The organism is Phenylobacterium sp. (assembly GCF_036821595.1).
GTDB lineage: Bacteria > Pseudomonadota > Alphaproteobacteria > Caulobacterales > Caulobacteraceae > Phenylobacterium.
This window is the reverse complement of the sequence record NZ_DAISJG010000007.1, coordinates 33,371-58,158: the sequence shown is the minus strand read 5'-3', so window position 1 is coordinate 58,158 and position 24,788 is coordinate 33,371. Positions and strand designations below refer to the sequence as shown.

At 71.8% G+C, this 24,788-nt stretch carries 25 protein-coding genes; 17 read left to right on the top strand and 8 right to left on the bottom strand.

Features of this window, described 5'->3' with window-relative positions:
- Positions 1-82: 82 nt before the first annotated feature.
- The gene (locus V7Z97_RS05860) at positions 83-1,252 is read right to left on the bottom strand and encodes an acetyl-CoA C-acyltransferase (protein ID WP_334162048.1); all 1,170 of its coding nucleotides are present in this window, start codon (positions 1,250-1,252) and stop codon (positions 83-85) included.
- A 197-nt stretch (positions 1,253-1,449) separates the two neighbouring features.
- Between V7Z97_RS05860 and V7Z97_RS05855 the strand changes: the two genes are divergently transcribed.
- The 3 genes from V7Z97_RS05855 to cutA are packed head-to-tail and all read left to right on the top strand — an operon-like array spanning position 1,450 to position 4,151.
- Complete coding sequence (locus V7Z97_RS05855) at positions 1,450-2,391, top strand: peptidylprolyl isomerase (protein ID WP_442958015.1); 942 nt, start codon at positions 1,450-1,452, stop codon at positions 2,389-2,391.
- Entirely contained in the window at positions 2,388-3,830 is a 1,443-nt protein-coding gene (gene argJ, locus V7Z97_RS05850) for a bifunctional glutamate N-acetyltransferase/amino-acid acetyltransferase ArgJ (protein WP_442958014.1), read from the top strand. Before V7Z97_RS05855 ends, argJ begins: the two co-directional genes overlap by 4 nt.
- A gap of 3 nt (positions 3,831-3,833) precedes the next feature.
- Positions 3,834-4,151 carry a divalent-cation tolerance protein CutA gene (gene cutA / locus V7Z97_RS05845; RefSeq protein WP_334162045.1) on the top strand — a complete coding sequence of 106 codons (318 nt, stop codon included), beginning with the start codon at positions 3,834-3,836 and terminating at the stop codon, positions 4,149-4,151.
- A gap of 163 nt (positions 4,152-4,314) precedes the next feature.
- On the opposite strand, the gene V7Z97_RS05840 is transcribed toward cutA, so the two are convergent.
- Entirely contained in the window at positions 4,315-5,748 is a 1,434-nt protein-coding gene (locus tag V7Z97_RS05840) for a DEAD/DEAH box helicase (protein WP_334162042.1), read from the bottom strand.
- A gap of 316 nt (positions 5,749-6,064) precedes the next feature.
- On the opposite strand from V7Z97_RS05840, the gene mutT reads away from it, so the two are divergent.
- Complete coding sequence (gene mutT, locus V7Z97_RS05835) at positions 6,065-6,472, top strand: 8-oxo-dGTP diphosphatase MutT (protein WP_334162041.1); 408 nt, start codon at positions 6,065-6,067, stop codon at positions 6,470-6,472.
- Positions 6,472-6,888 (top strand): secondary thiamine-phosphate synthase enzyme YjbQ, encoded by a 417-nt coding sequence (locus V7Z97_RS05830; RefSeq protein ID WP_334162039.1) that lies wholly within the window; start codon positions 6,472-6,474, stop codon positions 6,886-6,888. The genes mutT and V7Z97_RS05830 overlap by 1 nt, the downstream gene beginning before the upstream one ends.
- Here the strand turns inward: V7Z97_RS05830 and V7Z97_RS05825 are convergent.
- Together V7Z97_RS05825 and V7Z97_RS05820 are read right to left on the bottom strand one after the other, a co-directional pair.
- Positions 6,885-7,796 carry a hypothetical protein gene (locus V7Z97_RS05825; protein ID WP_334162038.1) on the bottom strand — a complete coding sequence of 304 codons (912 nt, stop codon included), beginning with the start codon at positions 7,794-7,796 and terminating at the stop codon, positions 6,885-6,887. The two genes, V7Z97_RS05830 and V7Z97_RS05825, sit on opposite strands and share 4 nt — an antisense overlap.
- Positions 7,797-7,914: 118 nt before the next feature.
- Complete coding sequence (locus tag V7Z97_RS05820; protein WP_334162036.1) at positions 7,915-8,823, bottom strand: methyltransferase domain-containing protein; 909 nt, start codon at positions 8,821-8,823, stop codon at positions 7,915-7,917.
- On the opposite strand from V7Z97_RS05820, the gene V7Z97_RS05815 reads away from it, so the two are divergent.
- The 9 genes from V7Z97_RS05815 (at position 8,822) to clpB (ending at position 19,746) form a co-directional block, all read left to right on the top strand.
- Positions 8,822-9,601 carry a ComF family protein gene (locus V7Z97_RS05815; protein ID WP_334162035.1) on the top strand — a complete coding sequence of 260 codons (780 nt, stop codon included), beginning with the start codon at positions 8,822-8,824 and terminating at the stop codon, positions 9,599-9,601. The two genes, V7Z97_RS05820 and V7Z97_RS05815, sit on opposite strands and share 2 nt — an antisense overlap.
- A gap of 31 nt (positions 9,602-9,632) precedes the next feature.
- Positions 9,633-9,893, top strand: coding sequence for a glutaredoxin 3 (gene grxC, locus V7Z97_RS05810; protein ID WP_334162034.1), 261 nt, complete (start codon positions 9,633-9,635; stop codon positions 9,891-9,893).
- 184 nt (positions 9,894-10,077) lie between these two features.
- Positions 10,078-10,905, top strand: coding sequence for a carbon-nitrogen hydrolase family protein (locus V7Z97_RS05805; protein ID WP_334162033.1), 828 nt, complete (start codon positions 10,078-10,080; stop codon positions 10,903-10,905).
- Positions 10,902-11,333, top strand: coding sequence for a DUF1178 family protein (locus tag V7Z97_RS05800; protein ID WP_334162031.1), 432 nt, complete (start codon positions 10,902-10,904; stop codon positions 11,331-11,333). The genes V7Z97_RS05805 and V7Z97_RS05800 overlap by 4 nt, the downstream gene beginning before the upstream one ends.
- Positions 11,334-11,428: 95 nt before the next feature.
- Positions 11,429-12,838: a M20/M25/M40 family metallo-hydrolase gene (locus V7Z97_RS05795; RefSeq protein ID WP_334162029.1), complete on the top strand. Its 1,410-nt coding sequence runs from the start codon at positions 11,429-11,431 to the stop codon at positions 12,836-12,838.
- A 30-nt stretch (positions 12,839-12,868) separates the two neighbouring features.
- Positions 12,869-13,141, top strand: a complete 273-nt coding sequence (locus V7Z97_RS05790; RefSeq protein ID WP_334162028.1) for a hypothetical protein — start codon at positions 12,869-12,871, stop codon at positions 13,139-13,141.
- 65 nt (positions 13,142-13,206) lie between these two features.
- Positions 13,207-15,120: an alpha/beta hydrolase family protein gene (locus V7Z97_RS05785; protein ID WP_334162027.1), complete on the top strand. Its 1,914-nt coding sequence runs from the start codon at positions 13,207-13,209 to the stop codon at positions 15,118-15,120.
- A gap of 17 nt (positions 15,121-15,137) precedes the next feature.
- Positions 15,138-17,051 (top strand): alpha/beta hydrolase family protein, encoded by a 1,914-nt coding sequence (locus V7Z97_RS05780; RefSeq protein ID WP_334162025.1) that lies wholly within the window; start codon positions 15,138-15,140, stop codon positions 17,049-17,051.
- A gap of 109 nt (positions 17,052-17,160) precedes the next feature.
- Positions 17,161-19,746, top strand: coding sequence for an ATP-dependent chaperone ClpB (clpB, locus tag V7Z97_RS05775; protein ID WP_334162023.1), 2,586 nt, complete (start codon positions 17,161-17,163; stop codon positions 19,744-19,746).
- A 55-nt stretch (positions 19,747-19,801) separates the two neighbouring features.
- Here clpB and V7Z97_RS05770 read toward each other — a convergent pair whose 3' ends face one another.
- The 3 genes from V7Z97_RS05770 to arfB form a co-directional block, all read right to left on the bottom strand.
- Positions 19,802-20,236: a hypothetical protein gene (locus V7Z97_RS05770; protein WP_334162022.1), complete on the bottom strand. Its 435-nt coding sequence runs from the start codon at positions 20,234-20,236 to the stop codon at positions 19,802-19,804.
- Between the two features lie 74 nt (positions 20,237-20,310).
- Positions 20,311-20,847: a hypothetical protein gene (locus V7Z97_RS05765; RefSeq protein ID WP_334162021.1), complete on the bottom strand. Its 537-nt coding sequence runs from the start codon at positions 20,845-20,847 to the stop codon at positions 20,311-20,313.
- A 202-nt stretch (positions 20,848-21,049) separates the two neighbouring features.
- Entirely contained in the window at positions 21,050-21,475 is a 426-nt protein-coding gene (gene arfB / locus V7Z97_RS05760; protein ID WP_334162019.1) for an alternative ribosome rescue aminoacyl-tRNA hydrolase ArfB, read from the bottom strand.
- A 216-nt stretch (positions 21,476-21,691) separates the two neighbouring features.
- Between arfB and ilvC the strand changes: the two genes are divergently transcribed.
- Entirely contained in the window at positions 21,692-22,711 is a 1,020-nt protein-coding gene (ilvC, locus tag V7Z97_RS05755) for a ketol-acid reductoisomerase (RefSeq protein WP_334162018.1), read from the top strand.
- A gap of 83 nt (positions 22,712-22,794) precedes the next feature.
- Here the strand turns inward: ilvC and rsgA are convergent, their stop codons facing one another.
- Positions 22,795-23,868: a ribosome small subunit-dependent GTPase A gene (gene rsgA / locus V7Z97_RS05750; RefSeq protein WP_334162015.1), complete on the bottom strand. Its 1,074-nt coding sequence runs from the start codon at positions 23,866-23,868 to the stop codon at positions 22,795-22,797.
- Between the two features lie 226 nt (positions 23,869-24,094).
- Here rsgA and V7Z97_RS05745 point away from each other — a divergent pair, with 226 nt between their 5' ends.
- On the top strand, positions 24,095-24,406 hold the full coding sequence (locus V7Z97_RS05745; protein WP_334162014.1) for a GNAT family N-acetyltransferase: 312 nt from the start codon (positions 24,095-24,097) through the stop codon (positions 24,404-24,406).
- A gap of 13 nt (positions 24,407-24,419) precedes the next feature.
- Positions 24,420-24,788, top strand: coding sequence for an iron chaperone (locus V7Z97_RS05740; RefSeq protein ID WP_334162013.1), 369 nt, complete (start codon positions 24,420-24,422; stop codon positions 24,786-24,788).

The following is a 24,788-nucleotide window of genomic DNA, read 5'->3' as shown; positions in this document are numbered from 1 at the left end:
CGTCGGAGCCGGATCCGCGCCTCCCCACCCGTCCGGCGCTCGCGCGCCGTCCACCCTCCCCATGGAGGGGAGGGAAAGAGGCTCAGTACACCTCGAACAGGCCGGCCGCGCCCATGCCGCCGCCGATGCACATGGAAACCACGACGTTCTTCGACCCGCGGCGCTTGCCTTCCTGCAGGACGTGGCCGGCCAGGCGCGCGCCGGTCATGCCGAACGGGTGGCCGATGGCGATGGAGCCGCCGTTGACGTTGTACTTCTCCGGGTCGATGCCCAGCTTGTCGCGGCTGTACAGGCACTGCGAGGCGAAGGCCTCGTTCAGCTCCCACAGGTCGATGTCGTCGACCTTGAGGCCGTGGCGCTCCAAGAGGCGCGGGATCGCGAACACCGGGCCGATGCCCATCTCGTCCGGCTCGCAGCCGGCCACCGCCCAACCCTTGAACACGCCCATCGGCGTCAGGCCCCGGCGCTCGGCCTCCTTGCGCTCCATGACCACGACCGCCGCCGCGCCGTCGGAGAGCTGGGAGGCGTTGCCGGCGGTGATGTACTTGCCCGGGCCGCGCACCGGCTCCAGCTTCTGCAGGCCTTCGAGCGTGGTGTCGGGCCGATTGCACTCGTCGCGCGTCACCGTGTAGTCGACGACGGATTCCTCCTTCGTCTCCTTGTTGACCGTCTTCATCTTGGTCTTCATCGGGACGATCTCGTCGGCAAACTTGTTGGCCTGCTGGGCGGCGGCCATGCGCCGCTGGCTCTCGAGCGAATACTCGTCCTGCGCCTCGCGGCTGACCTTGTAGCGCTCGGCCACGATGTCGGCGGTGTCGATCATCGGCATGTAGATCGCGGGGTACATCTCCGTCAGGCGGGGATCGAAGTTCTCCTTCGACTGGCCGAGGTTTGGCATGGAGATCGACTCCACGCCGCCGGCGACGACCACGTTCGCCCCGTCCTCGCGGACGTAGTTGGCGGCCATGGCGATGGTCTGCAGGCCCGAAGAGCAGAAGCGGTTGACGGTGACGCCCGAGGTGGTGATCGGCAGGCCCGCCAGCAGCGAGGCTTGGCGGCCCAGGTTGCCGCCGCCATGAGCGACGTTGCCCAGGAAGACGTCCTCGACCGAGTCCCTCTCGATGCCCGCCTTCTCGACCGCGTGCTTCACGGCGTGGGCCGCGATGGAGACGGTCGGGGTCATGTTGAAACCGCCTCGGCCGGACTTCGCAAGTCCGGTACGGGCGTAGGAGACGATCACCGCTTCGCGCATTTTCAATATTCCTCCGGAAATAATCCCTGGCGGCGGAAGGCCCGCGGGGCCCCCGCCCAGTCGGGGCAACCTTTGCACTCCGCAGTGGAAATGGCTAGGGACGGGCGGCGCCCGACGCGCGTGTTCCCGCTCCCATGTCCGGGGTGATCCGTATGGCGGCCGCCAGGTCCTTCCGTCCTCTCCTTCTCGCCGGCCTGATGGCCGCGCTGGCGCTGTCGCTCAGCGCCTGCGGCAAGGACGGCGGCGGCGAGCAGGCGCCCGAGCGGGGCGACCAGGCCGTAGCCCGCGTCGACGGCAAGACCGTGTGGGCCTCGGACGTGAAGCGCGAGGCCGTGGCCCAGGGCCTGATCGGCGAGGGCGAGCCGCTGGACGCATCCTCCGAGCTGTTCCGCCGCGTGCTCGACGAGGTCGTGGACCAGAAGCTGCTGGCCTCCGAGGCGCTCGAGCGGAAGCTGGACAAGGACCCGGTGGCCCAGCGCCGCCTGGCCGCCGCCCGCGAGCGCATCCTGGGCGACATGCTGGTGGAGAGCGTGGTCTCCGACGCGGTCAACGAGAACGCGATCCGCGGCCTCTACCAGGAGCAGCTCAAGCTCGCGAAGCGCTCCGAGGAGATCCGGGCCCGGCAGATCGTGGTGGCAACACCCGCCGAGGCCGAGCAGGTGAAGAAGCTGCTGGCCGCCGGCGCCTCCTTCGAGGCGCTTGCCATGGAGCGCTCCACGGATGCAGCTACCCGCTTCAACGGCGGCGACCTCGGCTATTTCACCACCGACGTCATGCCCGAGGCGTATGACGCCGCGCTCAAGGACGCCCGGGCCGGCCAGGTGGTTGGGCCGTTCGCCGTCGAGGGCGGCTTCGCCATCGTCAAGGTCGAGGATCGTCGCCTGGAGCAGCCGATCACGCTCGAGGCCGCGCGCCCGCAGATCGTCCGCTTCCTCACCTACGACCAGATCCGCGATCTGCTGGAGAAGCTCCGGGGCCGCGCCAGGGTCGAGATGCTCGTGAAGGCCGACGGGGCGAAGCCCGTTCCCCCGGCGGACGCGCCCAAGACGGCGCCCGCCGCCCCGGCGCCGACGACCCCAACGCCCACCACCAAGACTCCCACCACCAAGACTCCGCCAGCCAAGGGGGCCCAGCCGTGAGCAAGACGCCCGCGAAGAAGACCTCCCGCCCGAAGAAGGCGCCCGCCAAGCCGGTGGAGGTGGTGGGCCAGACGCTGGAGCGCGCATTCGACCCGCTGCGCAGCGCCCTGAAGAGCGCAGCCCTGAAGCGCGCCGACCGCCAGGCCAGCCAGTTCGCCACGCCCGCGCCGCCGCCGGCCGCGCCTTCCGCCCCGGGCAAGGCCGCCATGCCGGTCTCGCCGCTGGCCGTGCCGTTCCCGAAGATGCCGCCGATCGCCGGTGTCCAGATGGCCACGGGCCGGGCCGGCTTCTACAAGCACGACCGCGAGGACCTGCTGGTCATGCACTTCCCGGAGGGGGCGAGCTGCGCAGGCGTCTTCACCCGCCACGGCGTCGGCTCCGCGCCCGTCGACTGGTGCAAGCGCCAGCTCGAGGCCACCCGGGGCGAGGGCGTCCGCGCCCTGGTCGTCAACGCCGGCTGCGCCAACTCCTTCACCGGCCGGCCGGGCGCCGACGCCGTGCGCCGGGTCTGCTCGGCTGTGGCCAAGCGCTTCGACTGCCGCCAGCGCGACGTCATGGTGGCCTCCACCGGCGTCATCGGCGTGCTGCTGGACGACGGCAAGATCACCCACCGCCTGCCGGAGGTGGAGGGCCGGCTGGCCGAGGACGGCTGGGCCGGCGCCGCGCGCGCCATCATGACCACCGACACCTTCCCCAAGGGCGCCTACGCCGAGGCCAAGATCGACGGGGTCACCGTGCGGATCGGCGGTATCTGCAAGGGCTCCGGGATGATCGCGCCCGACATGGCCACCATGCTGGCCTTCGTGGTCACCGACGCGGCCATCACGCCCACGGCGCTGCAGAACCTGGTCAACCTCTACACGCGCGCCACCTTCAATGCGGTGACGGTGGACGGCGACCGTTCCACCAACGACACCCTGCTGCTGTTCGCCACAGGCGCGTCCGGCGCGCCGAAGATCAGCCGCGCCGGCGACCGGCGCCTGGCCGACTTCCGCGACAAGCTGGAGCAGGTCCTCATGGACCTCGCCCACCAGCTGGTCCGCGACGGGGAGGGGGCCAACAAGTTCATCAAGGTGACGGTGACCGGCGCCGAGACAGCCGCCTCGGCCCGCAAGATCGCCCGCACCATCTGCGAGAGCCCCCTGGTCAAGACCGCCTTCGCCGGCGAGGACGCCAACTGGGGCCGCATCGTCATGGCGGTGGGCCGCGCCGACGAGCCGATCGACCGCGATAGCGTCAGCGTGAAGTTCGGTCCCTACTGGGCGGCCCAGGACGGCCTGATCTCGCCCTCGTACGACGAGGACAAGATGAGCGCCTACATGAAGCGCCAGGAACTGGAGGTGACGGTCGACGTCGGCATGGGCCGCGCCTCGTCCACCATGTGGACCTGCGACCTCACCAAGCGCTACGTCGAGATCAACGGCGACTACCGGAGCTGACGGATGGCCGCGGCCATCATGGTCCAGACCACCACGGCCTCCGAGACCGAGGCCGACGCCATCGCCGAGGCCCTGCTGGCCGAAGGCCTGGCCGCCTGCGTGCAGATCATGCCGATCCGCAGCCGCTATCTGTGGGAGGGGGAGGTCCGCCGCGACGACGAGGAGTTGCTCCTCGTCAAGACCCGGGCCGACCTCTGGGAGAAGGTCCGCGCCCGCATCCGCGAGCTGCACAGCTACGACACGCCGGAGATCGTGGCGCTGGCGATCACGGACGCCGACCCCGCCTACCTGGCCTGGATGGGCGAGGTGACGGGGCCCTGACCCTTCTCCCCTTGTGGGAGAAGGTGGGCCGCGAAACGGGTCGGATGAGGGGTATCTCGGACTGGCCGGACAAGAAAAAAGGGTCGCACCGTTGTCCGGCGCGACCCCTTCATCCGCCAGCCTTTGCTGCCACCTTCTCCCACAGGGGGAGAAGGATTAGCCGTTATCGGTTCGACCAGACGCCCGAGCGCTCGCCGCCGCCGGAGCGGCCGGCGCCGCCCTGGCCGCCGCGGCCGCGACGCGGGCCCTTGAAGCCCCCGCCGCCGGCCGGCTTGGCCTGGGCCGGACGCTCGCCCGAACGCGCCGGGGCGCCCTCGTGGCGGTGGCCCGGCTTGGCCGTCGCGTGGTTGCGGTTCGGCTTGGCCTTGTGGCCGCCGCGGTGCGGCTGGGCCTGGCCGCGGGTGTCCGGGCGCTCCGGCTTGCCGGCGACTTCCGGCAGGGCGGCCGTGGCGGCCCCCAGCTGGCGGTCGTTGCGGCGGTCGAAGGACGGGATCCGCTGGCGGGTCACCTTCTCGATGTCCTTCAGCAGGTTGCGCTCGTCGTCGGCGCAGAAGGCCACGGCCGAGCCGTCGGCCCCGGCCCGCGCCGTCCGGCCGATCCGGTGGACGTAGGACTCCGGCACGTTCGGCAACTCGTACTGGACGACGTGGCTGACCGCGTCGATGTCGATGCCGCGCGCGGCGATGTCGGTGGCCACCAGGGCGCGGACCTTGCCGGCCTTGAACTCGGCCAGCGCGCGTTCACGCTGCCCCTGGCTCTTGTCGCCGTGGATGGCCGAGGCCTCCACGCCGACCTGCTCCAGGCCGCGAGCCACGCGGTCGGCGCCGCGCTTGGTGCGGGTGAAGACGATCACGCGCTTGAAGCCGGCGTCGTCGAACAGCTCGGCCAGCAGGGCGCGCTTGCGCGACTGCTCGACGAACAGCACGCGCTGGTTCACCCGGTCGACCGTGGTCGCCGCCGGCGTCACCGACACCTTCAGCGGGTTCGGGTTGAGGATCTCGCCGGTCAGCTTCTCGATCTCGCTCGGCATGGTGGCCGAGAAGAACAGGTTCTGCCGCTGGCGGGGCAGGAACTTCACGATCCGCCGGATCGGCAGGATGAAGCCCATGTCCAGCATCTGGTCGGCCTCGTCGAGGACGAAGGTCTCGACGCCTTCCAGGGAGATGGTCTTCTCCTGGATGTGGTCGATCAGGCGGCCGGGCGTGGCGACGAGCACGTCGACGCCGGGGGCCAGGGCTTTCATCTGGGCGCCGTACTTCACGCCGCCGAACACCACCGCGACGGTGACGCCGAGGTGCTTGCCGTAGGCCTTGAAGCTCTCGCCGATCTGGGTGGCGAGTTCGCGGGTCGGGGAGAGAACCAGCACCCGGGCGCTCTTGCGCGGGGCGGGTTTCCGGTTCTCGGCCAGCCGGTGGAGGATCGGCAGGGCGAAGGCGGCGGTCTTGCCGGTGCCCGTCTGGGCGATGCCCAGTAGGTCGCGGCCTTCCATCACGCCGGGGATCGCCTGCGCCTGGATCGGCGTGGGCGTGGTGTAGCCTTCGTCGGCCAGCGCCTTGAGAAGGGGCTTGGCCAGGCCAAGGTCAGTGAATTGGGTCAAGGTATAGCTTTCGCGTATGCGCCGAGCGCGGCCGCACGGATTGTCCGAGGGTCGCGGAGAGCGCGGGGTCGTTGGGGAAGCGCCCCGCGTGATGGGCGATCTATGAGAAGTCTCTCTGCGCTCGACAGGCTGGGTCCGGAGAGGACCCCACGCGGCTGGAGCACCGATAGCGCCCTTCTTGTAGGCGCAGGGTGCAGATGGGCGCTGCGAACGGCGAAGTCAACCCGCGTTCGAGGATTGTTCCGTGTGCTGTGGCCGATATGGCGCAGGCGCGCGGCCTCTCGCCTCGGCGGCGCGGGAAGGCTAAGTCCCGCCCATGAGCGACAAGCCCATGGTCCTGGTGGCCGCCGCCGCCCTCATCGATTCCGACGGCCGGGTGCTGATCTGTCAGCGGCCGGAGGGCAAGCAGCTCGCCGGCCTCTGGGAATTCCCGGGCGGCAAGGTGGAGCCGGGCGAGACGCCCGAGGCCTGCCTGATCCGCGAGCTGGAGGAGGAGCTGGGCATCAGGGTCAGCCACGCCTGCCTCGCGCCCTTCGTCTTCGCCAGCCACGACTACGACGGCTTCCACCTCTTGATGCCGCTCTACCTGGTCCGCCGCTGGGAGGGCCAGGTCACCGCCCGCGAGCACAAGGCGATCGCCTGGGTGAAGCCCATGAAGCTCGCCGACTATCCGATGCCGCCGGCCGACGGCCCGCTGGTGGCCTGGCTGCGGGACCTGGTCTGATGCGCCAGGCGGCTCACACCCTCGTCCTCCAGACCCGCGGCCAGGGCCTGCACGAGTTCACCCGCGAGGCCACCGGCTGGGCGGCCGGGCAGGGGATGACCACCGGCCTGCTCACCCTCTTCTGCCGGCACACCTCGGCCAGCCTGCTGATCCAGGAAAACGCAGACCCCGACGTCGCCCGTGACCTGGAGGACTATTTTGCCGGCCTGGCGCCGGAGAGCGCCGCCTACCGCCACCAGGACGAGGGCCCCGACGACATGCCCGCCCACCTGCGCGCGGCCCTCACGGCCGTGCAGCTCTCCGTCCCCCTGCTCGGCGGCCGCCTGGCGCTCGGGACCTGGCAGGGGCTCTACCTGTTCGAGCACCGCGCCCGCCCCCACCGCCGCGAGGTGGTGCTGCACCTGCTGGGCGACTAGCGCGAGTAGCTCGCCTTCTGCACGCCGGGCTTCGGCGGCTTCACCGCGTCGGTGACGCAGCCCGCCGGCTCCAGCATGGCGTGGGTGGCCAGGCAGTAGACGTCCTCGTAGTGCGGCCCGGCGCTCGCCAGGCATTGGTAGAGGTTGAGCTTGGCCATCCTCACGCACATGCCGCTGCGGGGCTCGTTCATCAGCGCCCGGCCGCGGGCCTCCTCGCCCAGCACCGAGAGCGCCGCCAGCGCCACGCCGCGCGCCACCACCGGCGAGGCCGCCCCGCCGCGCCGGCCGCCCTCCGACACTGCGCGGTAGAGCTGCGCCTGGTCGCCCGGCTGCGGCCGGTAGCCCGCCTGGGAGATGGCCTTGACCCTCGCCAGCCTGGCCGGCGCGTTGGGGACCTTCTGCTTCGACCAGCCGTGCTTCTGCAGGGAATAGGAGGCCTGCTTCACCTTGCGCCCGTCGGCGGCGAGCGCCTCGCCCTGGCGGGCCAGCGCCCCGCCGGCCCGCGCCGCGGCCGCCTCGCTGCCCGGCAGGGCCAGCGCGGCCTGCGGATCGGCCGCCAGTCGCCGGGCGAGGTCGCCCCTGCCGGCCCGGCGCACCGCATCCACGAACCGCGGCTCCTGCAGGGCCGCGACCGCAGCATAGGCGATCATCCCCGCCTGCAGCTCCTTGGGGTCGTGGCCGGCGCCCACCTGCAGCGCCTGGGCCACGGCGCCCGGGCCGGAGAAGCCCGCGTCGATGCCGCCCGCGCGGCGCATGAAGCTCTCGAAGGCGCTGGCCTGGGCCTCGATGGACCGGTCGGCGCGCGCCGCGCCCGTGGCGCTCCGCTCCGGCGGCGCGGACGCGGTGGCGCAGCCCGCAAGGGCTGCGGCGGTTAGGGCGGCGCCCCAGCCTCGGATGTTCGATGTCACTTACTGACCCCCGGCTTTGGGAGCCCCCCGAAGCGCCACCGTAGGTCGAGACCTGCGCCAACGCCGCCGTGGCCAGTTGTCGCGCTTGTTGGTTAGCGGGACGTTGCCGCGCCTGCCGTCACCGCGCCCCCGGGACCCGGTGCTCCACCGTGCCCAGCGCGTCGGCCAGCCGCATCTTCGCCGACCCGGGCTTCAGGGGCTTCTGCTGGCTCTCGTGCGGCGCCCAGCCCGTCAGGGTGATGATTTCGAAGGTGGCCGGCACGCGGCCGTCCCCGCCGGCGAACCGCTCGGCGTAGATCTCGAACGCCCGCCCCATCAGCGCGCGCGTCAGCTTCTTCGGGTGCCGCTCGGCCAGCACGCTGGTCTCGCCCATCCGGCGCAGGTCGTAGAGCAGCTTCAGCGGGTGGTCGTAGGTGACGCTCACCCGGTCCACGTCGGCCACCGGCAGGGCGAAGCCGGCGCGCTGGAGCAGACCCGCCGCGTCGGTGGTGTCGGCGAAGGGCGAGACGCGGCTGCCCGCGCCGCCCAGGATCTCGGCCTCGGCGCCCACCAGCGACTGGCGCAGCTCGGTCAGGGTCGCGCCGCCAAGGAAGGCGCCGATGAACAGGCCGTCCGGCTTCAGCGCCATCCGCGCCTGGATCAGCGCGCCGACCACGTCGTTGGTCCAGTGCAGGCCGAGCGTGGAGACCACCAGGTCCAGGCTTTCCGGGGCGAACGGCAGGCGCTCCTCGTCCAGCGCCACCCGCGGGCCCGCCCGGCCGCCCAGCATGGCCGGCGACAGGTCGGCCTCGATCAGGGTCCCGATCCGCGCCGCCGCCGCGCTCCCGGCCAGCGCCTCGCGGAACGCGCCCGTCCGCGCCGAGAGGTCGACGGCCAACGGGAAGTCCCGCATGATCGCCTCCAGGCGCTCGGCCACGTCCTCAGCGGCCCGGCGCTTGAGGAAGTCGGCCTGGGAATAGTCGCGGGCGGCGCGGTCCAGGCGCTTGCGGTGCAGGGCGCGGTCGAAAAGGCGGGGGGGCTCGGACATGGCCGCGGAAGATGGCGTCTTCGCGGACCGATTGAAACCGGGGCCGCGCGCAAAAGCGCTCTGGCGCGGCGCGCTGGATCTGCTGTTCCCGCCGCAGGCGCTGGACGGCGGCGCCGCGCCGCTGGCCGCCGGGCTCTCCGCGGACACCTGGAGCCGCATCCACTTCCTCGACGGCCCGGTCTGCGACGGCTGCGGCGTCCCCTTCGAGTACGACACCGGCGACCGCTGCGCCGCCTGCCTGGCGAAGCCGCGGGCCTTCGACGCCGCCCGCGCCGCCTGCCTCTACGACGAGGTTTCCCGCGATCCGATCCTCAAGCTGAAGCACGCCGACCGGCTTGACCTCGCCCCGCTGCTGGCCCGTTGGCTCAGCCGCGCGGCCCGTGGGCTGGTGGAGGAGGCGGACGCCATCGCGCCCGTCCCGCTGCACCCGTTCCGGCTGCTGCACCGCCGCTACAACCAGGCCGCCGAGATCGCCCGGCCGCTCTCGGCGCTGTCCGGCGTTCCCTACCTGCCCGACGCCCTCGTCCGCCGCCGCGCCACCGACACCCAGGCTGGCAAGTCCGGTTCCGGCCGCCGCCGGAACGTCGCCGGCGCCTTCGACGTGCCCGCCCGCCGCGCGGCCCAGGTGGCCGGCCGCCGCATCCTGCTGGTCGACGACGTGATGACCACCGGCGCCACGGCGGAGGGCTGCGCAAGGGCCCTCAAGGCCGCCGGTGCGGTCCGCGTCGACCTGGCCGTCGTCGCCCGAGTTAAGGAACGCGGCGGACTCACTATATGAAACTTCCCCGACCGCGTTTTGTTAGAGCGCCATGGCCCAAGTCACCATCTACACCAAGCCCTACTGCCCCTACTGCATCCGCGCGGTCTCGCTGCTGGAGAAGAAGGGCGTCGAGTTCGACGAGATCGAGGCCGCCTTCGATCCCGAGAAGCGCGCCGAGATGATGCAGCGCTCCGGCCGCGCCACCTTCCCGCAGATCTTCATCGGCGGGCAGCACATCGGCGGGTGCGACGACATGATGGCCCTCGAGCGCGAGGGTAAGCTCGACCCCCTGCTGCAACAGGCAGCGTAGAAGAATCCCTTCTCCCCCTGAGGGAGAAGGTGGCCTGCGAAGCAGGTCGGATGAGGGGTTTCTCCGCGCCTGTCGTCCTTGATGCTTGCGGGCGAGCCGCCGTGCCACCCCTCATCCGTCAGCCTTCGGCTGCCACCTTCTCCCACAAAGGGGAGAAGGACAGACCCGTGCTATCTACTCCCCCATGAAGGCCGCGCTTCTCCAGACCCGCACGCCGGCGACCCATGCCGCGGCGCTGGCCCACGTCCTACCGTTGGTCCGCGAGGCGGCCGGGGAGGGCGCGCGCCTGATCCTCACGCCGGAGGGGACCAACGTCCTGCAGAAGGACCGCGCCGTCCTCCTGCCGCAGCTCCGCCCGCTGGACGAGGACCCCGTCGTCCAGGGCCTGCGCGACGCCGCGCGCGAGCTTTCCGTGTGGCTCCTCGTCGGCTCGGCCCTGGTCCGCCGTGAGGACGGCAAGGCGGCCAACCGCTCGGTCCTGATCGCTCCCGACGGCCGGGTCGCCGCCACCTACGACAAGCTGCACATGTTCGACGTGGACCTTCCCACCGGCGAGCGCTCCCGCGAGTCCGAGGCTTACGAGCCCGGCGCCCGAGCCGTGGCCGTCCAGGCGGGCGAGGCCCGGCTGGGCATGACCGTCTGCTACGACCTGCGCTTCCCGGCCCTCTATCGCGCGCTCGCCCTGGCCGGGGCGGAGGTGATGACCATCCCCTCCGCCTTCACCCGCCCCACGGGCGAGGCCCACTGGGAGGTGCTGCTGCGCGCCCGGGCGATCGAGACCGGCAGCTTCGTGCTGGGCCCCGCCCAGGGCGGCCGCCACGAGGACGGGCGGGTCACCTATGGCCACACCATCGCCGTTGGCCCCTGGGGCGAGGTGCTCGGCCATCTTGACCACGACGAGCCCGGCGTGCTTCTCGCCGACCTAGACCTGGCGGCGCCGGCCAAGGCGCGCGCCGCGATCCCTGCGCTGAAGAACGCCCGCGAGTTCGAACTCCCTATATCTCTCCGATGATCAAGTACGCGCTCACCTGCGAGCACGACCACGGCTTCGAAGGCTGGTTCGGCTCGTCCGCCGACTACGACGACCAGCAGGCCCGCGGCCTGCTGGAATGCCCGCTCTGCGCCTCGAAGGCGGTCCGCAAGCAGATCATGGCCCCGGCGCTCGCGGGGACGCGGCGCACGGTCCAGGACGAGTCCACGGCGCCCGTGCGCGAGATGATGATGGAGGCCATGGGCCGGATCCGCCGGCATGTGGAGGAGAACTTCGACGACGTCGGCGACACCTTCGCCCGTGAGGCCCGCGCCATCCACGAGGGGAAGTCGGAACAGCGCGGCATCTACGGCCAGGCCACGCCGAAGGAGGTCCGCGAGCTCGTGGAGGACGGCGTCCCGGTCGCCCCGCTTCCCCCCGAGCCGCCCAAGAAGACCGAGCTGAACTAGCCCGCGGTCCTCTCCGCGCCCGTCAGAGCGTGCATGCTTTCGCTTCCCAGGGCCGAGCGCTACGTTCTCGGCCACGTTCTGGGGGAGTGTGTCGCATGGTCCGTATCCTTGCCGCCGCCGCCGTGCTGGTCGCGGGCGCGCTCTCCGCCGCCCCGGCGTCCGCCCAGGACTACCCCGGCCAGGCCGAGTTCCGCGGCCTCTACAAGGAGCTGATCGAAACCAACACCACGCTCTCGGCCGGCTCCTGCACGCTCGCCGCCGAGCGCATGGCCGCCCGCCTGAAGGCCGCCGGCTATCCGGAGAAGGACGTCCGGGTGCTCGCCCCCGCCGAACGGCCCAAGGACGGCAACCTCGTCGCCGTGCTCCCCGGGACCGACCCGAAGCTGAAGCCGATCCTGCTGCTCGCCCACATCGACGTGGTCGAGGCGCGGCGCGAGGACTGGGAGCGCGACCCGTTCACCCTCGTCGAGGAGAACGGCTACTTCTACGCCCGCGGCGCGGCGGACGACAAAGCCATGGCCGCGGCCTTCACCGATGCCCTGATCCGCTACCGCGGGGAGGGCTTCAGGCCCCGCCGGGCCCTGAAGCTGGCCCTGACCTGCGGCGAGGAGACCCCGGACACCTTCAATGGCGTCTCCTGGCTGCTGAAGACCCATCCCGAGACCCTCGCCGCCGAGTTCGCGCTGAACGAGGGCGCGGGCGGGCGCCTGGCCGGCGACCGGCGGGTCTTCCTCGGCATCCAGGCGGGCGAGAAGGTCTACCAGGACTTCACGCTCGAGACGACGAACCCCGGCGGCCACTCCTCCCGGCCGGTGAAGGACAACGCCATCTACCGCCTGGCCGCGGCGATCTCGAAGATCGGCGCCTACGACTTCCCGGTGCGGCTGAACGAGGCGACCCGCCTGCACTTCGAGCGCATGGCGCCGATCGTCGACGGCCAGCTCGGCGCCGACATGACCGCGGCCCTGGCCAGCCCGCCGCCGGCCGAGGTGATCGCCCGCATCGCCCGCGACCCCGGCTACAACTCCATGATGCGCACCACCTGCGTGGCGACCATGGTCGACGCCGGCCATGCGCCCAACGCCCTGCCGCAGCGGGCCACGGCCAACGTCAACTGCCGCATCCTGCCCGGCGAGAGCGTCGCCGCGGTGCAGGCGGCGCTGACCCAGGTCGTCGCCGACCCCGGCGTCCGGATCGCGGCGGTGGGCGAGCCCAGCCCGGTCTCGCCCGCCCCGCCGCTCACCCCGGCCATCACCCGCCCGGCCGAGCGCGTGGCGAACGAGCTGTGGCCCGGGGTGCCGCTCGTGCCGGCCATGGCCACCGGGGCGACCGACGGCCGCTTCCTGCTGGCGGCCGGCATCCCGACCTACGGCCTCTCCGGCATGTTCGGCGAGCCGGACGGCGGCGGCGCCCACGGCCTCAACGAGCGCATCCGCGTGCGCTCGCTCTACGAGGGCCGCGAGTTCCTCTACCGGGTGGTGAAGGTCTACGCGAACGCCCGCTGAACGGGCGGGCGCATCGCGCGTTCGGCCGTCATGCCGAGCCGCTTCCACACCGACCAGCTCAAGCCCTACAGCCTGGAGCTCTACGGCCAGGGCGGGGCCGCCGACCTGATGTGGAAGGTCGACAGCGACGACCCGTTCACGCCGATGAACCGCGGCGACCACATCCAGCCCCTGGACCTGCCCGGCTCGCATCCCGGCCTCGCCCACGAGATCACCGGCATCGAGCACGTCATCTGGACCGCCGGCGAGCAGGTCCGCTACGTCACCCGCGTCTACACCAGGCCCGCCGCGCCGCTCGGCTGACGCGCCCCGGCTTGCCGGACCGCCCCGGCGGCGCCACTCTGGCGTGTGCATCCGGGGGGAGCCGCATGATCCGTCTGCTGAGCGCTGTTCTCGCGCTGGCGCTGTTCGCGATCCGTCCGGCCGCCGCTGCGCCGCTGGAGGCCTACGGCAGGCTGCCGACCATCGAGGATGTCGCCATCTCGCCCAGCGGCCACGCCGTGGCCCTGGTCGTCACAGACGGCGAGCAGCGGATCGTCGCGGTGCGCGACGCCACCACCGGCGAATACCTGATGAAGGCCGGGGCCGGTCCGGCCAAGGTCCGCGCCATCCAGTGGGCCGGCGACCGCAACGTCCTGATCATCGTCAGCGCCACCGCCGCGCCCGCGGGCCTCCTCGGCGGCCGTCGGGAGTGGATGCTGGCCTACGCCTACGACTTGGAGAAGGGCAAGGCGCGTCCCCTCCTCCGGGACGTCGAAGAAGGCATGAACACCATCTTCGACATGCCGGTGGTGCGGACCTACCGCGGAGAGCCGACCGTCTTCGTCCAGGGCGTGAAGTTCAGAGGCGAACGCGGCGCACTTTCGCTGTTCCGGATCAATCTGGAGCGGGTCACCAGCCACCTGGTGGAGGAGGGCGGCAGCGACACGGTCGACTGGATCGTCGGCGTCGACGGCCAGCCGGTGGCGCAGGAGCTCTACAACCGCTCCAGCGGGCGGTGGTCCATCAAGCTGCGCAACGGCGGCGGCTGGCGGGAGGTCCAGCAGACCGTGGCCCCGCTCGATCCTCCCTACGTCCTCGGACTGGGCCGCAGCGGGGAGCACCTGCTCGTGGCCACCCACGACGGGGAGCGGTCCGTCTGGCAGGAGATCGACCTGAAGACCGGCGAGCCCGGCCGCACCACGCCGGTGCTGGACGCGGAGGGCGCGCTGCGCGATCCGCAGGACGGCCGGCTGATCGGCCGCGGCGGCCTCGTCGGCGACCAGGACCGCTGGGTGTTCTTCGATCCCGCCGACGCCGCGGTCTGGCGCACGGTGCTGTCCACCTTCCCGGACTCGCGGGTCAGCCTGCGGTCCTGGTCGGCCGACCGCCGCAAGATCATCGTCCTCGTGGACTCCCCCACCGAGGGCCCCGCCTACGCCGTGGTCGACCTGACCAGCCGCAAGGCCACCTGGCTGGGCGCCGTCCACCAGGGGCTCAAGGCTGAGGACATCGCGCTCAAGCAGCCGATCCGCTTCAAGGCGGCCGACGGCCTCGAACTCACCGGCTACCTGACCTTGCCGCGGGGCCGGGAGGCCAGGGGCTTGCCGCTGGTGGTGCTGCCGCATGGCGGACCGGCCGGGCGGGACGATCCTGGCTTCGACTGGTGGTCGCAGGCCATCGCCTCGCGCGGCTACGCCGTGCTGCAGGTCAACTTCCGCGGCTCCGACGGCCTGGGGAGCGCGCTGCTGGAGGCCGGCTACGGCCAGTGGGGCCGCAGGATGCAGACCGATCTCTCCGACGGCGTCCGCCACCTCGCCGGCCAGGGCGTCGTCGACCCGAAGCGGGTGTGCATCGTGGGCGCCAGCTACGGCGGCTATGCGGCGCTGGCCGGAGCCACCCACGACCGCGGCGTCTACCGCTGCGCCGCGTCCTTCGGCGGCGTCTCGGACCTGCGCCGTCAGATCGGCTACGCCCGCAACCGCGGCGGCAAGACCACTCTGCTCTACTGGACGCGCTTCATCGGGGCCGAGGACCTGGGCGACCCGGTGATGGCCGAGCTGTCGCCCGCCGCCCAGGCGCACCGGGCCGAGATCCCGATCCTGCTGGTCCACGGGAAGGACGACACCGTGGTCCCCCTGGAGCAGAGCCGGGTCATGGCCGACGCCCTGAAGAAGGCCGGCAAGCCCCACGAACTGGTCGTCCAGGCTGGCGAGGACCACTGGCTGACCCGCGGCGAGACCCGCCTGCAGATGCTGCAGGCCGTCGTCGCCTTCCTCGAAAAGCACAATCCGCCGACCTGACCGACCGGAGCCCGCGTATGATCCGTCTTCTGAGCCTGCTGGCCGTCCTGGCCGCGCTGGTCGCCGCGCCGGCGGCGGCGGCCCCGCTGGAGGCCTACGGCAAGCTGCCGACCATCGAGGACGCCGCCATCTCGCCCAGCGGCCACGCCGTGGCGGTGATCGTTTCCGACGGCCAGAAGCGGGTGGTCGCAGTGCAGGAGCTGGCCACCGGCAGGTTCCTCATGCGCGTGGGCGCGGGCTCGGTGAAGGTGCGCGACGTGAGATGGGCCGGCGACAAGCACGTGATCGTCGTCGCGACGGCCACGGGCGCGCCGATCGGCATTTCCGGCGGCCGCCGCGAGTGGATGGTCGCCTACAGCTACGACCTCGCCACCCAGACACCCCGGCCGCTGATGCGCGGGGCCGAGCAGGCGCTGAACTTCATCTTCGACTCCCCCGTGGTGCGCACCTACCGCGGCGAGCCGACGGTCTTCGTCCAGGGCGTCCAGCTGGTCGGCGGCCGCGGCCGGCTCTCCCTCTACCGCTACGACCTGGACACCGGCCGCAGCGTTCTGGTGGAGCAGGTCGGCGACGACGTCCGCGACTGGATCGTGGGGTCCGACGGCCGCGCCGTCGCCCATGAGGTCTACGATAGCCGCACCGGCCAGTGGGCCCTGAAGATCCGCAACGGCGCCGGCTGGCGCGAGGTGCAGAGCGCCGTCGCCCCGCTGGACCGGCCCTATGTGATCGGCCTCGGCCGCACGCCCCAGAGCGTGCTCTTCGCCACCCACGACGGCGAAGCGGCCGTGTGGCGCGAGGTCAGCCTGGAGACCGGCGAGGTCGGTCCGCCCATGCCGCTGCACGACGACCAGGGCACGATCCGCGATCCGGTGGACGGGCGGATGGTCGGCCACCACGCCCTGGTCGGCGACGAGGTGCGCTACACCTTCTTCGACGAAGGCGACGCCAGGGCCTGGCGCTCGACGGCGGCGGCCTTCCCCGGCTCCCAGGTCTGGTTCAGCTCCTGGTCCGCCGACCGGCGCAAGATCATCGCCCTGGTGGACTCCCCCGAGGAGGGGCCCGCCTACGCCCTCGTCGACGTGGGCACGAAGAAGGCCACCTGGCTGGGCGCGGTCTACAACGACCTGATGCCGGAGGACATCGCCCCCAAGCAGGCCCTCCGCTTCAAGGCCGCCGACGGGCTGGACCTCACCGGCTACGTCACCCTGCCGCGGGGCCGCGAGGCGAAGGGCTTGCCGCTGGTGGTGCTGCCGCATGGCGGTCCGGCGAGCCGCGACGAGCCCGGCTTCGACTGGTGGGCCCAGGCGCTCGCCTCGCGCGGCTACGCCGTGCTGCAGGTGAACTTCCGCGGCTCCGACGGCCTGGGCCGCGGCCTGCTGGAGGCCGGCTTCGGCCAGTGGGGCCGCAAGATGCAGACCGACCTCTCCGACGGCGTCCGCCACCTCGCCGCCCAGGGCGTCGTCGATCCCCGGCGGGTGTGCATCGTGGGGGCCAGCTACGGAGGCTACGCGGCCCTCGCGGGGGCCACCCACGACCGCGGCGTCTACCGCTGCGCGGCCTCCGTGGCCGGCGTCTCGGACCTCCGGAAGCTGATCGCCTATTCCCGGAACCAGAGCGGTTCGATGAGCCTCCGCTACTGGACCCGTTTCATGGGGGCCGAGGACCTGGGCGACCCGGTCCTGGCCGAACTCTCGCCCGCCCTGCATGCCGCCAGGGCCGAGATCCCGGTCCTGCTGGTGCACGGCCGCGACGACACCGTCGTCCCGCTCGACCAGAGCCGCTCCATGGCCGAGGCGCTGCGCGCCGCCGGCAAGCCCGTGGAGCTCGTCGTCCAGTCCAGCGAGGACCACTGGCTGACACGCGGCGAGACCCGGGTCGGGATGCTGAACGCGGTCGTCACCTTCCTGGAGAAGCACAACCCGCCGATGTGATTTGCCGGTCGTTTGGGCTTGTGTGACCTTTGGGCCACACTACATCGGGTGAGGCCGGGGCTGCGCTTTATCAAGGCGGCCCCCGCCGATCCGCCTACGAGGGGACCTGATGAACATCGACGTCTATTCCGACCGCGCCAAGCAGGCGATCCAGTCGGCCCAGAGCCTGGCGCTCGCCCGCCGCCACCAGCAGCTCGCCCCGGAGCACCTCCTGAAGGTGCTGCTGGAGGAGAAGGACGGGCTTTCCCGGGCCCTGATCCAGAGCGCCGGCGGCCGGCCAGACGAGGCCGACAAGGCCATCGACGCCCAGCTCGGCAAGCTGCCCAAGGTGGAGGGCGGTTCCGGCCAGCTCTACCTCAAGCCCGACACCGCCCGCGTCTTCGCCGACGCCGAGGACGGCGCCAAGAAGGCCGGCGACGCTTTCGTCACGACCGAACGGCTGCTGATCGCTATCGCCAAGGAAGGCGGCGAGGCGGCGGCCGCGCTGAAATCCGCCGGCGTCGACACCAAGAGCCTCGAGCGGGCCGCCGGCGACCTGCGCAAGGGCAAGACTGCGGATTCCGCCTCGGCTGAGGAGGGCTACGACGCGCTGAAGCGCTACGCCCGCGACCTCACCCAGGCGGCCCGCGACGGCAAGCTCGATCCCGTCATCGGCCGCGACGAGGAGATCCGCCGGACCATCCAGGTCCTGTCGCGCCGCACCAAGAACAACCCCGTGCTGATCGGCGAGCCCGGCGTGGGCAAGACCGCCATCGTCGAGGGCCTGGCGCTCCGCATCGTCAACGGCGACGTGCCCGAGAGCCTGAAGGACAAGAAGCTGCTGGCCCTCGACATGGGCTCGCTGATCGCCGGCGCGAAGTACCGCGGCGAGTTCGAGGAGCGGCTGAAGGCCGTGCTCAACGAGGTCACCGCCGCCGAGGGCTCGATCATCCTGTTCATCGACGAGATGCACACCCTCGTCGGCGCCGGGAAGACAGAGGGCGCCATGGACGCCTCAAACCTGCTCAAGCCCGCCCTCGCCCGCGGCGAGCTGCACTGCGTTGGCGCGACGACCCTCGACGAGTACCGCAAGCATGTGGAGAAGGACGCGGCCCTGGCCCGCCGGTTCCAGTCGGTGTTCGTCGGCGAGCCCACGGTGGAGGACACCGTCTCCATCCTGCGCGGCCTGAAGGAAAAGTACGAGGTGCACCACGGCGTGCGCATCTCCGACAGCGCCATCGTCGCGGCCGCCACCCTGTCCAACCGCTACATCACCGACCGCTTCCTGCCGGACAAGGCCATCGACCTCGTCGACGAGGCCGCCAGCCGCGTGCGCATGGCCGTCGACTCCAAGCCGGAGGAGCTGGACGAGATCGACCGCCGCGTCGTGCAGCTGAAGATCGAGCGCGAGGCCCTGACGCGCGAGACCGACGCTGCTTCGAAGGCCCGGCTGGAGAAGCTCGAGGAGGAGCTGCGCGGCCTGGAATCCGAGAGCGCCGAGATGACCGCCCGCTGGCGCGCCGAGAAGGAGAAGGTCGGCGCCGCCGCTCAGGCCCGCGAGGCGCTCGACCGCCTGCGCGCCGAGCTGGTCAATGCCCAGCGCGGCGGCGACCTGCAGCGCGCCTCCGAGATCGCCTACGGTGAGATCCCGGCGCTCGAGAAGCGGCTCGCCGAGGCCGAGGCCGCCGAGGGCGGCCAGGACGCCATGACGCCCGAGGTCGTCGACGCCGAGCAGATCGCCGCCGTCGTCTCCCGCTGGACCGGCGTGCCGGTCGAGAAGATGCTCGAGGGCGAGCGCGAGAAGCTGCTCTCCATGGAGGACGCCCTGCGCGAGCGGGTGGTCGGCCAGGAGGAGGCCCTGGTCGCCGTCTCCGACGCCGTGCGCCGGGCGCGCGCCGGCCTGAAGGACCCGAACCGGCCGATCGGCTCGTTCCTGTTCCTCGGCCCCACCGGCGTCGGCAAGACCGAGCTCACCAAGGCGCTGGCCGAGTTCCTGTTCGACGACGAGGCGGCGATCACCCGCCTCGACATGAGCGAATACATGGAGAAGCACTCGGTCAGCCGGATGATCGGCGCCCCTCCCGGCTACGTCGGCTACGACGAGGGCGGGGCGCTCACCGAGAGCGTGCGGCGCCGGCCCTACCAGGTCGTGCTGTTCGACGAGGTGGAGAAGGCCCACCCGGACGTGTTCAACGTCCTGCTGCAGGTGCTGGACGACGGTCGCCTGACCGACGGCCAGGGCCGCACGGTCGACTTCCGCAACACCCTGATCATCATGACCTCGAACATGGGCTCGGAGTATCTCGCCAACCTCGCCGAGGGCGACGACGTCGACACCGCCCGGCCGATGGTCATGGACGTGGTGCGCCGGCACTTCCGGCCCGAGTTCCTGAACCGGATCGACGAGATCATCCTCTTCAAGCGGCTGGGCCGCGCGGAGATGGACAACATCGTCCGCATCCAGCTGAAGCGCGTGGAACAGCTCCTGGCCGACCGCCGCATGGCCATCGACCTCGACGCCACCGCCCTGCACTGGCTGGCCGAGCGCGGCTACGACCCGGTCTACGGGGCGCGCCCACTCAAGCGCGTCATCCAGAAGGAACTGGTCGACCCCATCGCCCGCAAGCTGCTCGCCGGCGAGCTGGAGGACGGCCAGGTGATCGAGGTCTCCTCCACCGGCGACGGCCTCGCCATCGGCCGCGCCAAGGTGCACTGACGCCGCGGGAGCGGCGTCACTCCCCCACGGCTGCCGCCGTGGGGGAGGCCGGTCCTTACCGCGTCCGGCACTCGCGCCGGGTCACATAGGTCCGGTAGTAGCTGTCGTAGCTCCGCTTCAGCTTGCATTTGATGCGGCGCCCGTCGGGGCCGATCATGCCGTTCGGGTCGGGCCCGTAGCGGTCCACCGGCACGCCGTAGCCGTAGCCGCCGTAGCCGCTCTGGGTATTGAGCCCCAGCGCCGCGCCCAGCGCGGCCATGCCCGCCGTCAGCGGGTCGCCGGCGGCGTAGGGCTGGCTGTAGTAGGGCTGGTTGTAGCCGCCGTAATAGGGCCGGGTGCCGTAGCCGCCGTAGTAGGGCTGGCTGTAGCCGCCCTGGTAGGCGGGGGGGCCGTAGTAGCCGTAGGGCTGGGCCTCGGCCGTCGACGCCGTCACAGCCGCGCCGCCCGCCATGGCGAGGCCTGCGACCGCTGCGCTCATCAGCTTGCGCATACCGTTTCTCCTCGGTGCATCCCTCAAGGGTCTGCAAACGCTCGGGAAACGGCGTTCGGTTCCGAGTGTGAAGCTTAGAGCTCGACGCTGACCGTGCGCCCGCCGCGCGTCGTCACTCGGCGCATCAGGGCCACGCTGTCGGCCTCGGGCCGGCCGGCCGGGCGCGCGGTGGTGATCACGTACCAGGCGCCGTCGGGCAGGCCGCCGAAGCTGAACCGGTCGGCGCTGTCGCAGGTGGCGCGCTTGACGAACGGACCGGCGTCGCCGGGCGGCGCCTCGGCCGTGCGGGCCCGCACCTCTTCGGTCGGCAGGACCGCGCGCTCGGTGGAACCGTAGAGGGCGGCCATCCGGGCCCGCGACCACGGCGTCTCCGGCGTCAGCACCACGCCCGCGCCGGCGCAGGTGAACCGCGTCGGGCCACGGCGATAGGCGACGCGGCCCGCCACCCCGTTGCGGCCGGGCGCCTGCGACCAGGCGAAATCGGCGGCGCGGAAGGTCGGCGGCCCGGCCATCGGTCCCCGGCCCGGAGGCGGCGGTCCCAGGGTCGGCGCGCACGCGGCGACGGCGAGGGTGGAAAGGGCGGCGGCGGTGAGCAGGCTAAGCTTCGACATCGGTTCCAAGCCTATACGCCATTGCGGCCGAATGAGGCCAGAGGGCAGCGGCCTTTCCCCCACGTTCATGGGCAGGGTGGACGGCGCGGAGCGTCGGACGGGTGGGGATGTCGCGGTCCAGCGCTGGCGTCGGCGCCTGATCCACGCTTCCCACCCCGCGCCTGCGCCGCATCGGCCCGCCCCATGAAGGGGAGGGAAGGCCTCAATCGTCCCCGCGTGGCCGGCCCCGCATCGCCTTCACGCCGCCGCGCCGGGACTTGCCCTCCAGCCGCTTCAGCTTCGAGGCGTAGGTGGGCTTGGTCTTCTTGCGCGGCGGGGGCGGCGGCTCGGCGGCCTTGCGGATCAGCTCCAGGAGCCGGTTCACCGCCTCCTGCCGGTTCAGTTCCTGCGAGCGCCGCGCCTGGGCGACCAGCACCAGCACGCCCTCCTGGTTCAGCCGGCTTCCCGCCAGCCGGTAGAGCCTCGCCCGCACCGGCTCGGGCAGGGACGGCGAGCCGCGCACGTCGAAGCGCAGCTCCACGGCCGTGGAGGTCTTGTTCACGTGCTGTCCGCCCGGCCCCGACGCGCGCACCGCCTTCCAGACGACCTCGTCGTCGGTCAGCGAGATGGATGGCGTGACCTCGATCATGTCCCTGCTTTGCCAAGCTTCGGCGACGAGCGCGAGGGCCGCAGCGGACCTCGGGGCCTGCGTCCAGCACATGCGAACGGCCCGACTCGCGCTGTGACGCACCGCAATGGGACGGGCTTCCCTTGACCTTTCGGCAAAAAACGGCTGGAAAGCGCCGGCTTTGCTGCACCTGCGTTGCGCGGCAGGGCGACTTCATACCTGTTCAGGAGAACAATCATGCGCGTCTACTATGACCGCGACGCCGACCTTTCCCGCATCCTGGACAAGAAGATCGCCATCGTAGGCTATGGCTCGCAGGGCCGCGCGCACGCGCTCAACCTCACCGATTCCGGCGTGAAGAACGTCGCCGTGGCGCTGCGCCCCGGCTCGGCCACCGCCAAGAAGGTGGAGGCCGACGGCCTGAAGGTGATGAGCGTGGCCGAGGCCGCCGCCTGGGCGGACGCGATCATGATCCTCGCCCCCGACGAGCTGCAGGCCGGCATCTACAAGGACGAGATCGCCCCGCACATCCGCGACGGCGCGGCCCTGATGTTCGCCCACGGCCTCAACGTCCACTTCGGCCTCATCGAGCCGAAGTCGACCGTCGACGTGCTGATGGTCGCGCCGAAGGGCCCCGGCCACACGGTGCGCGGCGAGTACCAGAAGGGCGGCGGCGTGCCCTGCCTGATCGCCATCCACCACGACGCCACCGGCGGCGCGATGGACCTGGGCCTGGCCTACGCCTCGGCCATCGGCGGCGGCCGTTCGGGCGTCATCGAGACCAACTTCCGCGAGGAGTGCGAGACCGACCTGTTCGGCGAGCAGTCCGTCCTCTGCGGCGGCCTGGTGGAGCTGATCCGCGCCGGCTTCGAGACCCTGGTGGAAGCCGGCTACGCCCCGGAGATGGCCTATTTCGAGTGCCTCCACGAGGTGAAGCTGATCGTCGACCTGATCTACGAGGGCGGCATCGCCAACATGAACTACTCGATCTCCAACACCGCGGAGTACGGGGAGTACGTGACCGGCCCCCGCATCGTGACCGCCGAGACCAAGGCCGAGATGAAGCGCGTGCTGGAGGACATCCAGTCGGGCCGCTTCGTCCGCGACTGGATGGTGGAGAACGCCGCCGGCCAGCCGAGCTTCAAGGCCACCCGCCGCCGCGCCGCCGAGCATCCCATCGAGGAAGTCGGCGCCCGCCTGCGGGCCATGATGCCCTGGATCACCAAGAACAAGCTGGTGGACACCGCCCGCAACTGAGCCGCGACGGGGCTTAGCCGGCGAAAGCCGGGATTCAGACCAAGGCCCGGGAGCGATCCCGGGCCTTTTTCTCTGCAGCCGCTTCACGCCCCGAAGTCCCGCTTGGCCTTCATGTGCGCCTTGGCGGACTTGTGCCGGCCCATCCACAGTTTGCGCTCGGCCTCGCGGGCCAGCGGGTCCTCGCGGCGCCGCTCGTAGGCGAGCTCGCGCTGCAGCTTGCGCCAGCTCCGCAGCCGCTCGGGATCGAGCGCTCCCGTCGCCACCGCCGCCTGCACCGCGCAGCCCGGTTCCGCCTCGTGCCGGCAGTCGGAGAACCGGCAGCCGGCCGCCAGCCCCTCCACGTCGGCGAAGGTCGCCGAGAGCCCGGCCTCGGCGTCCCACAGCCCCAGCTCCCGCATCCCGGGCGTGTCGAGGATCAGCCCGCCGGACGGCAGCCGCACGAGTTCGCGGTGGGTCGTCGTGTGCCGCCCCCGCGCGCCCTCCTCGATGATGCCCTGGGTGGACATCAGCTCGGCGCCGGCCAGCGCGTTCACGAGCGTGGACTTGCCCACCCCGGACGAGCCCAGCACCACCGCCGTGCGGCCCGGCGCGAGATGCGCCGCCACCGCCGCCAGCCCCTCGCCGGTGACCGCCGAGACCGCCAGCACGGGCACGCCGAAGGCGATCGCCTCCACCTCGGCCACGGCGCCTGCGACGTCCTCGCAGGCGTCGGCCTTGGTCAGCACGATCACCGGCTCGGCCCCGCTCTCGTAGGCTGTGGCGAGGTAGCGCTCGAGCCGTCGCAGGCTGAGGTCGGCGTTCAGGGAGGCGGCGAGTAAGGCCACGTCGACGTTCGCCGCCACCACCTGGCGCCCGCCGACCGGCCCGGAGGCCCAGCGGACGAAGGCGGTGGACCGGGGCATGAGCGCGCGGATGGTCGCCTGGCCCTCCTGCGGGCGCAGGTCGGCGGCCACCCAGTCGCCGGCCACCGGATGGCCGCCGGCCTCGGCGTCCAGCCGGAAGCGGCCGGACAGCCGGCCCTCCAGCTCGCCCGCCTCGGTGACGAGGCGATAGAGGTCGCGTTGCTGGACGATGACGCGGCCGGGCGCGAAGCCCTGGGCCGCGAACGGTTGGAAGTCCTGCCGGAGCGTGTCGCTCCAGCCGTAATGTTCGATCAATGTCGGAATCCTTGCGAATGCGCAGCGTCAGGCGCCGCGCGCAGGGATCCCGTCCATTAGGAGGAGGGGCCGCCTCCTAGGCGGTCTGCACGCGGGCGCGGCGAAGGGCTGCGGGAACAATGGGCGTCGACATCGCATCCTCCTTCGCTGGCGTTGGCGTGCAGGCGGAGCTTGGCTCAGGCCGGCTCCGGGGTCAACAATGGCCGCCCCAGTAAGGAGCGCCCCCATGTCCGAGACCCTCGACGTCGTCATGAACGAGGAGACCCGCCGCTTCGAGGTCGAGCTGGACGGGGAGACCGCCTTCGCCGAGTACCGCCTCGTCGACCACGGCATCATACTGCCGCACACGGTGGTGCCGGACGCCTTCGAGGGCCGCGGCGTGGGCTCGGCGCTGGCGAAGGCCGCCCTCGGTTACGCCCGCCGCGAGGGACTGAAGGTGATCCCGCTCTGCCCCTTCATGGCCGCCTACATCACCAAGCACCCGGAGTGGCACGACCTGGTCCACGAGACCTACCGCGGCCGCCTCGGGATCGACTAGGGGAGGGAGACCGATGGCCCAGTCGGCCGCCGCCAGCGTCGAGGCCTGGCTCGCCGAAGCCGATCCGGCCCGCGCGCCGGTCCTGGCGAGGATCCGCGAAAGCGCGCTGAAGAACCTGCCCGGCTTCACGGAGGCCATGCGCTACGGCATGCCGAGCTATTCCCGCGGCGACGAGGTCACCTTCGCCTTCAACAGCCAGAAGCAGTACGTCGCGCTCTACGTCCCGCCGCGCGTGCACGCCCTCAACGCCGAGGCCCTGAAGGGCCTGGACGCCGGCAAGAGCTGCATCCGCTACCGCAGGCCCGAGACCATCGACTTCGCCCTCCTCGACAAGCTCCTGCGCGACACCGCGGCGTCGGACGCGGCCAGCGCCTGCGACTGA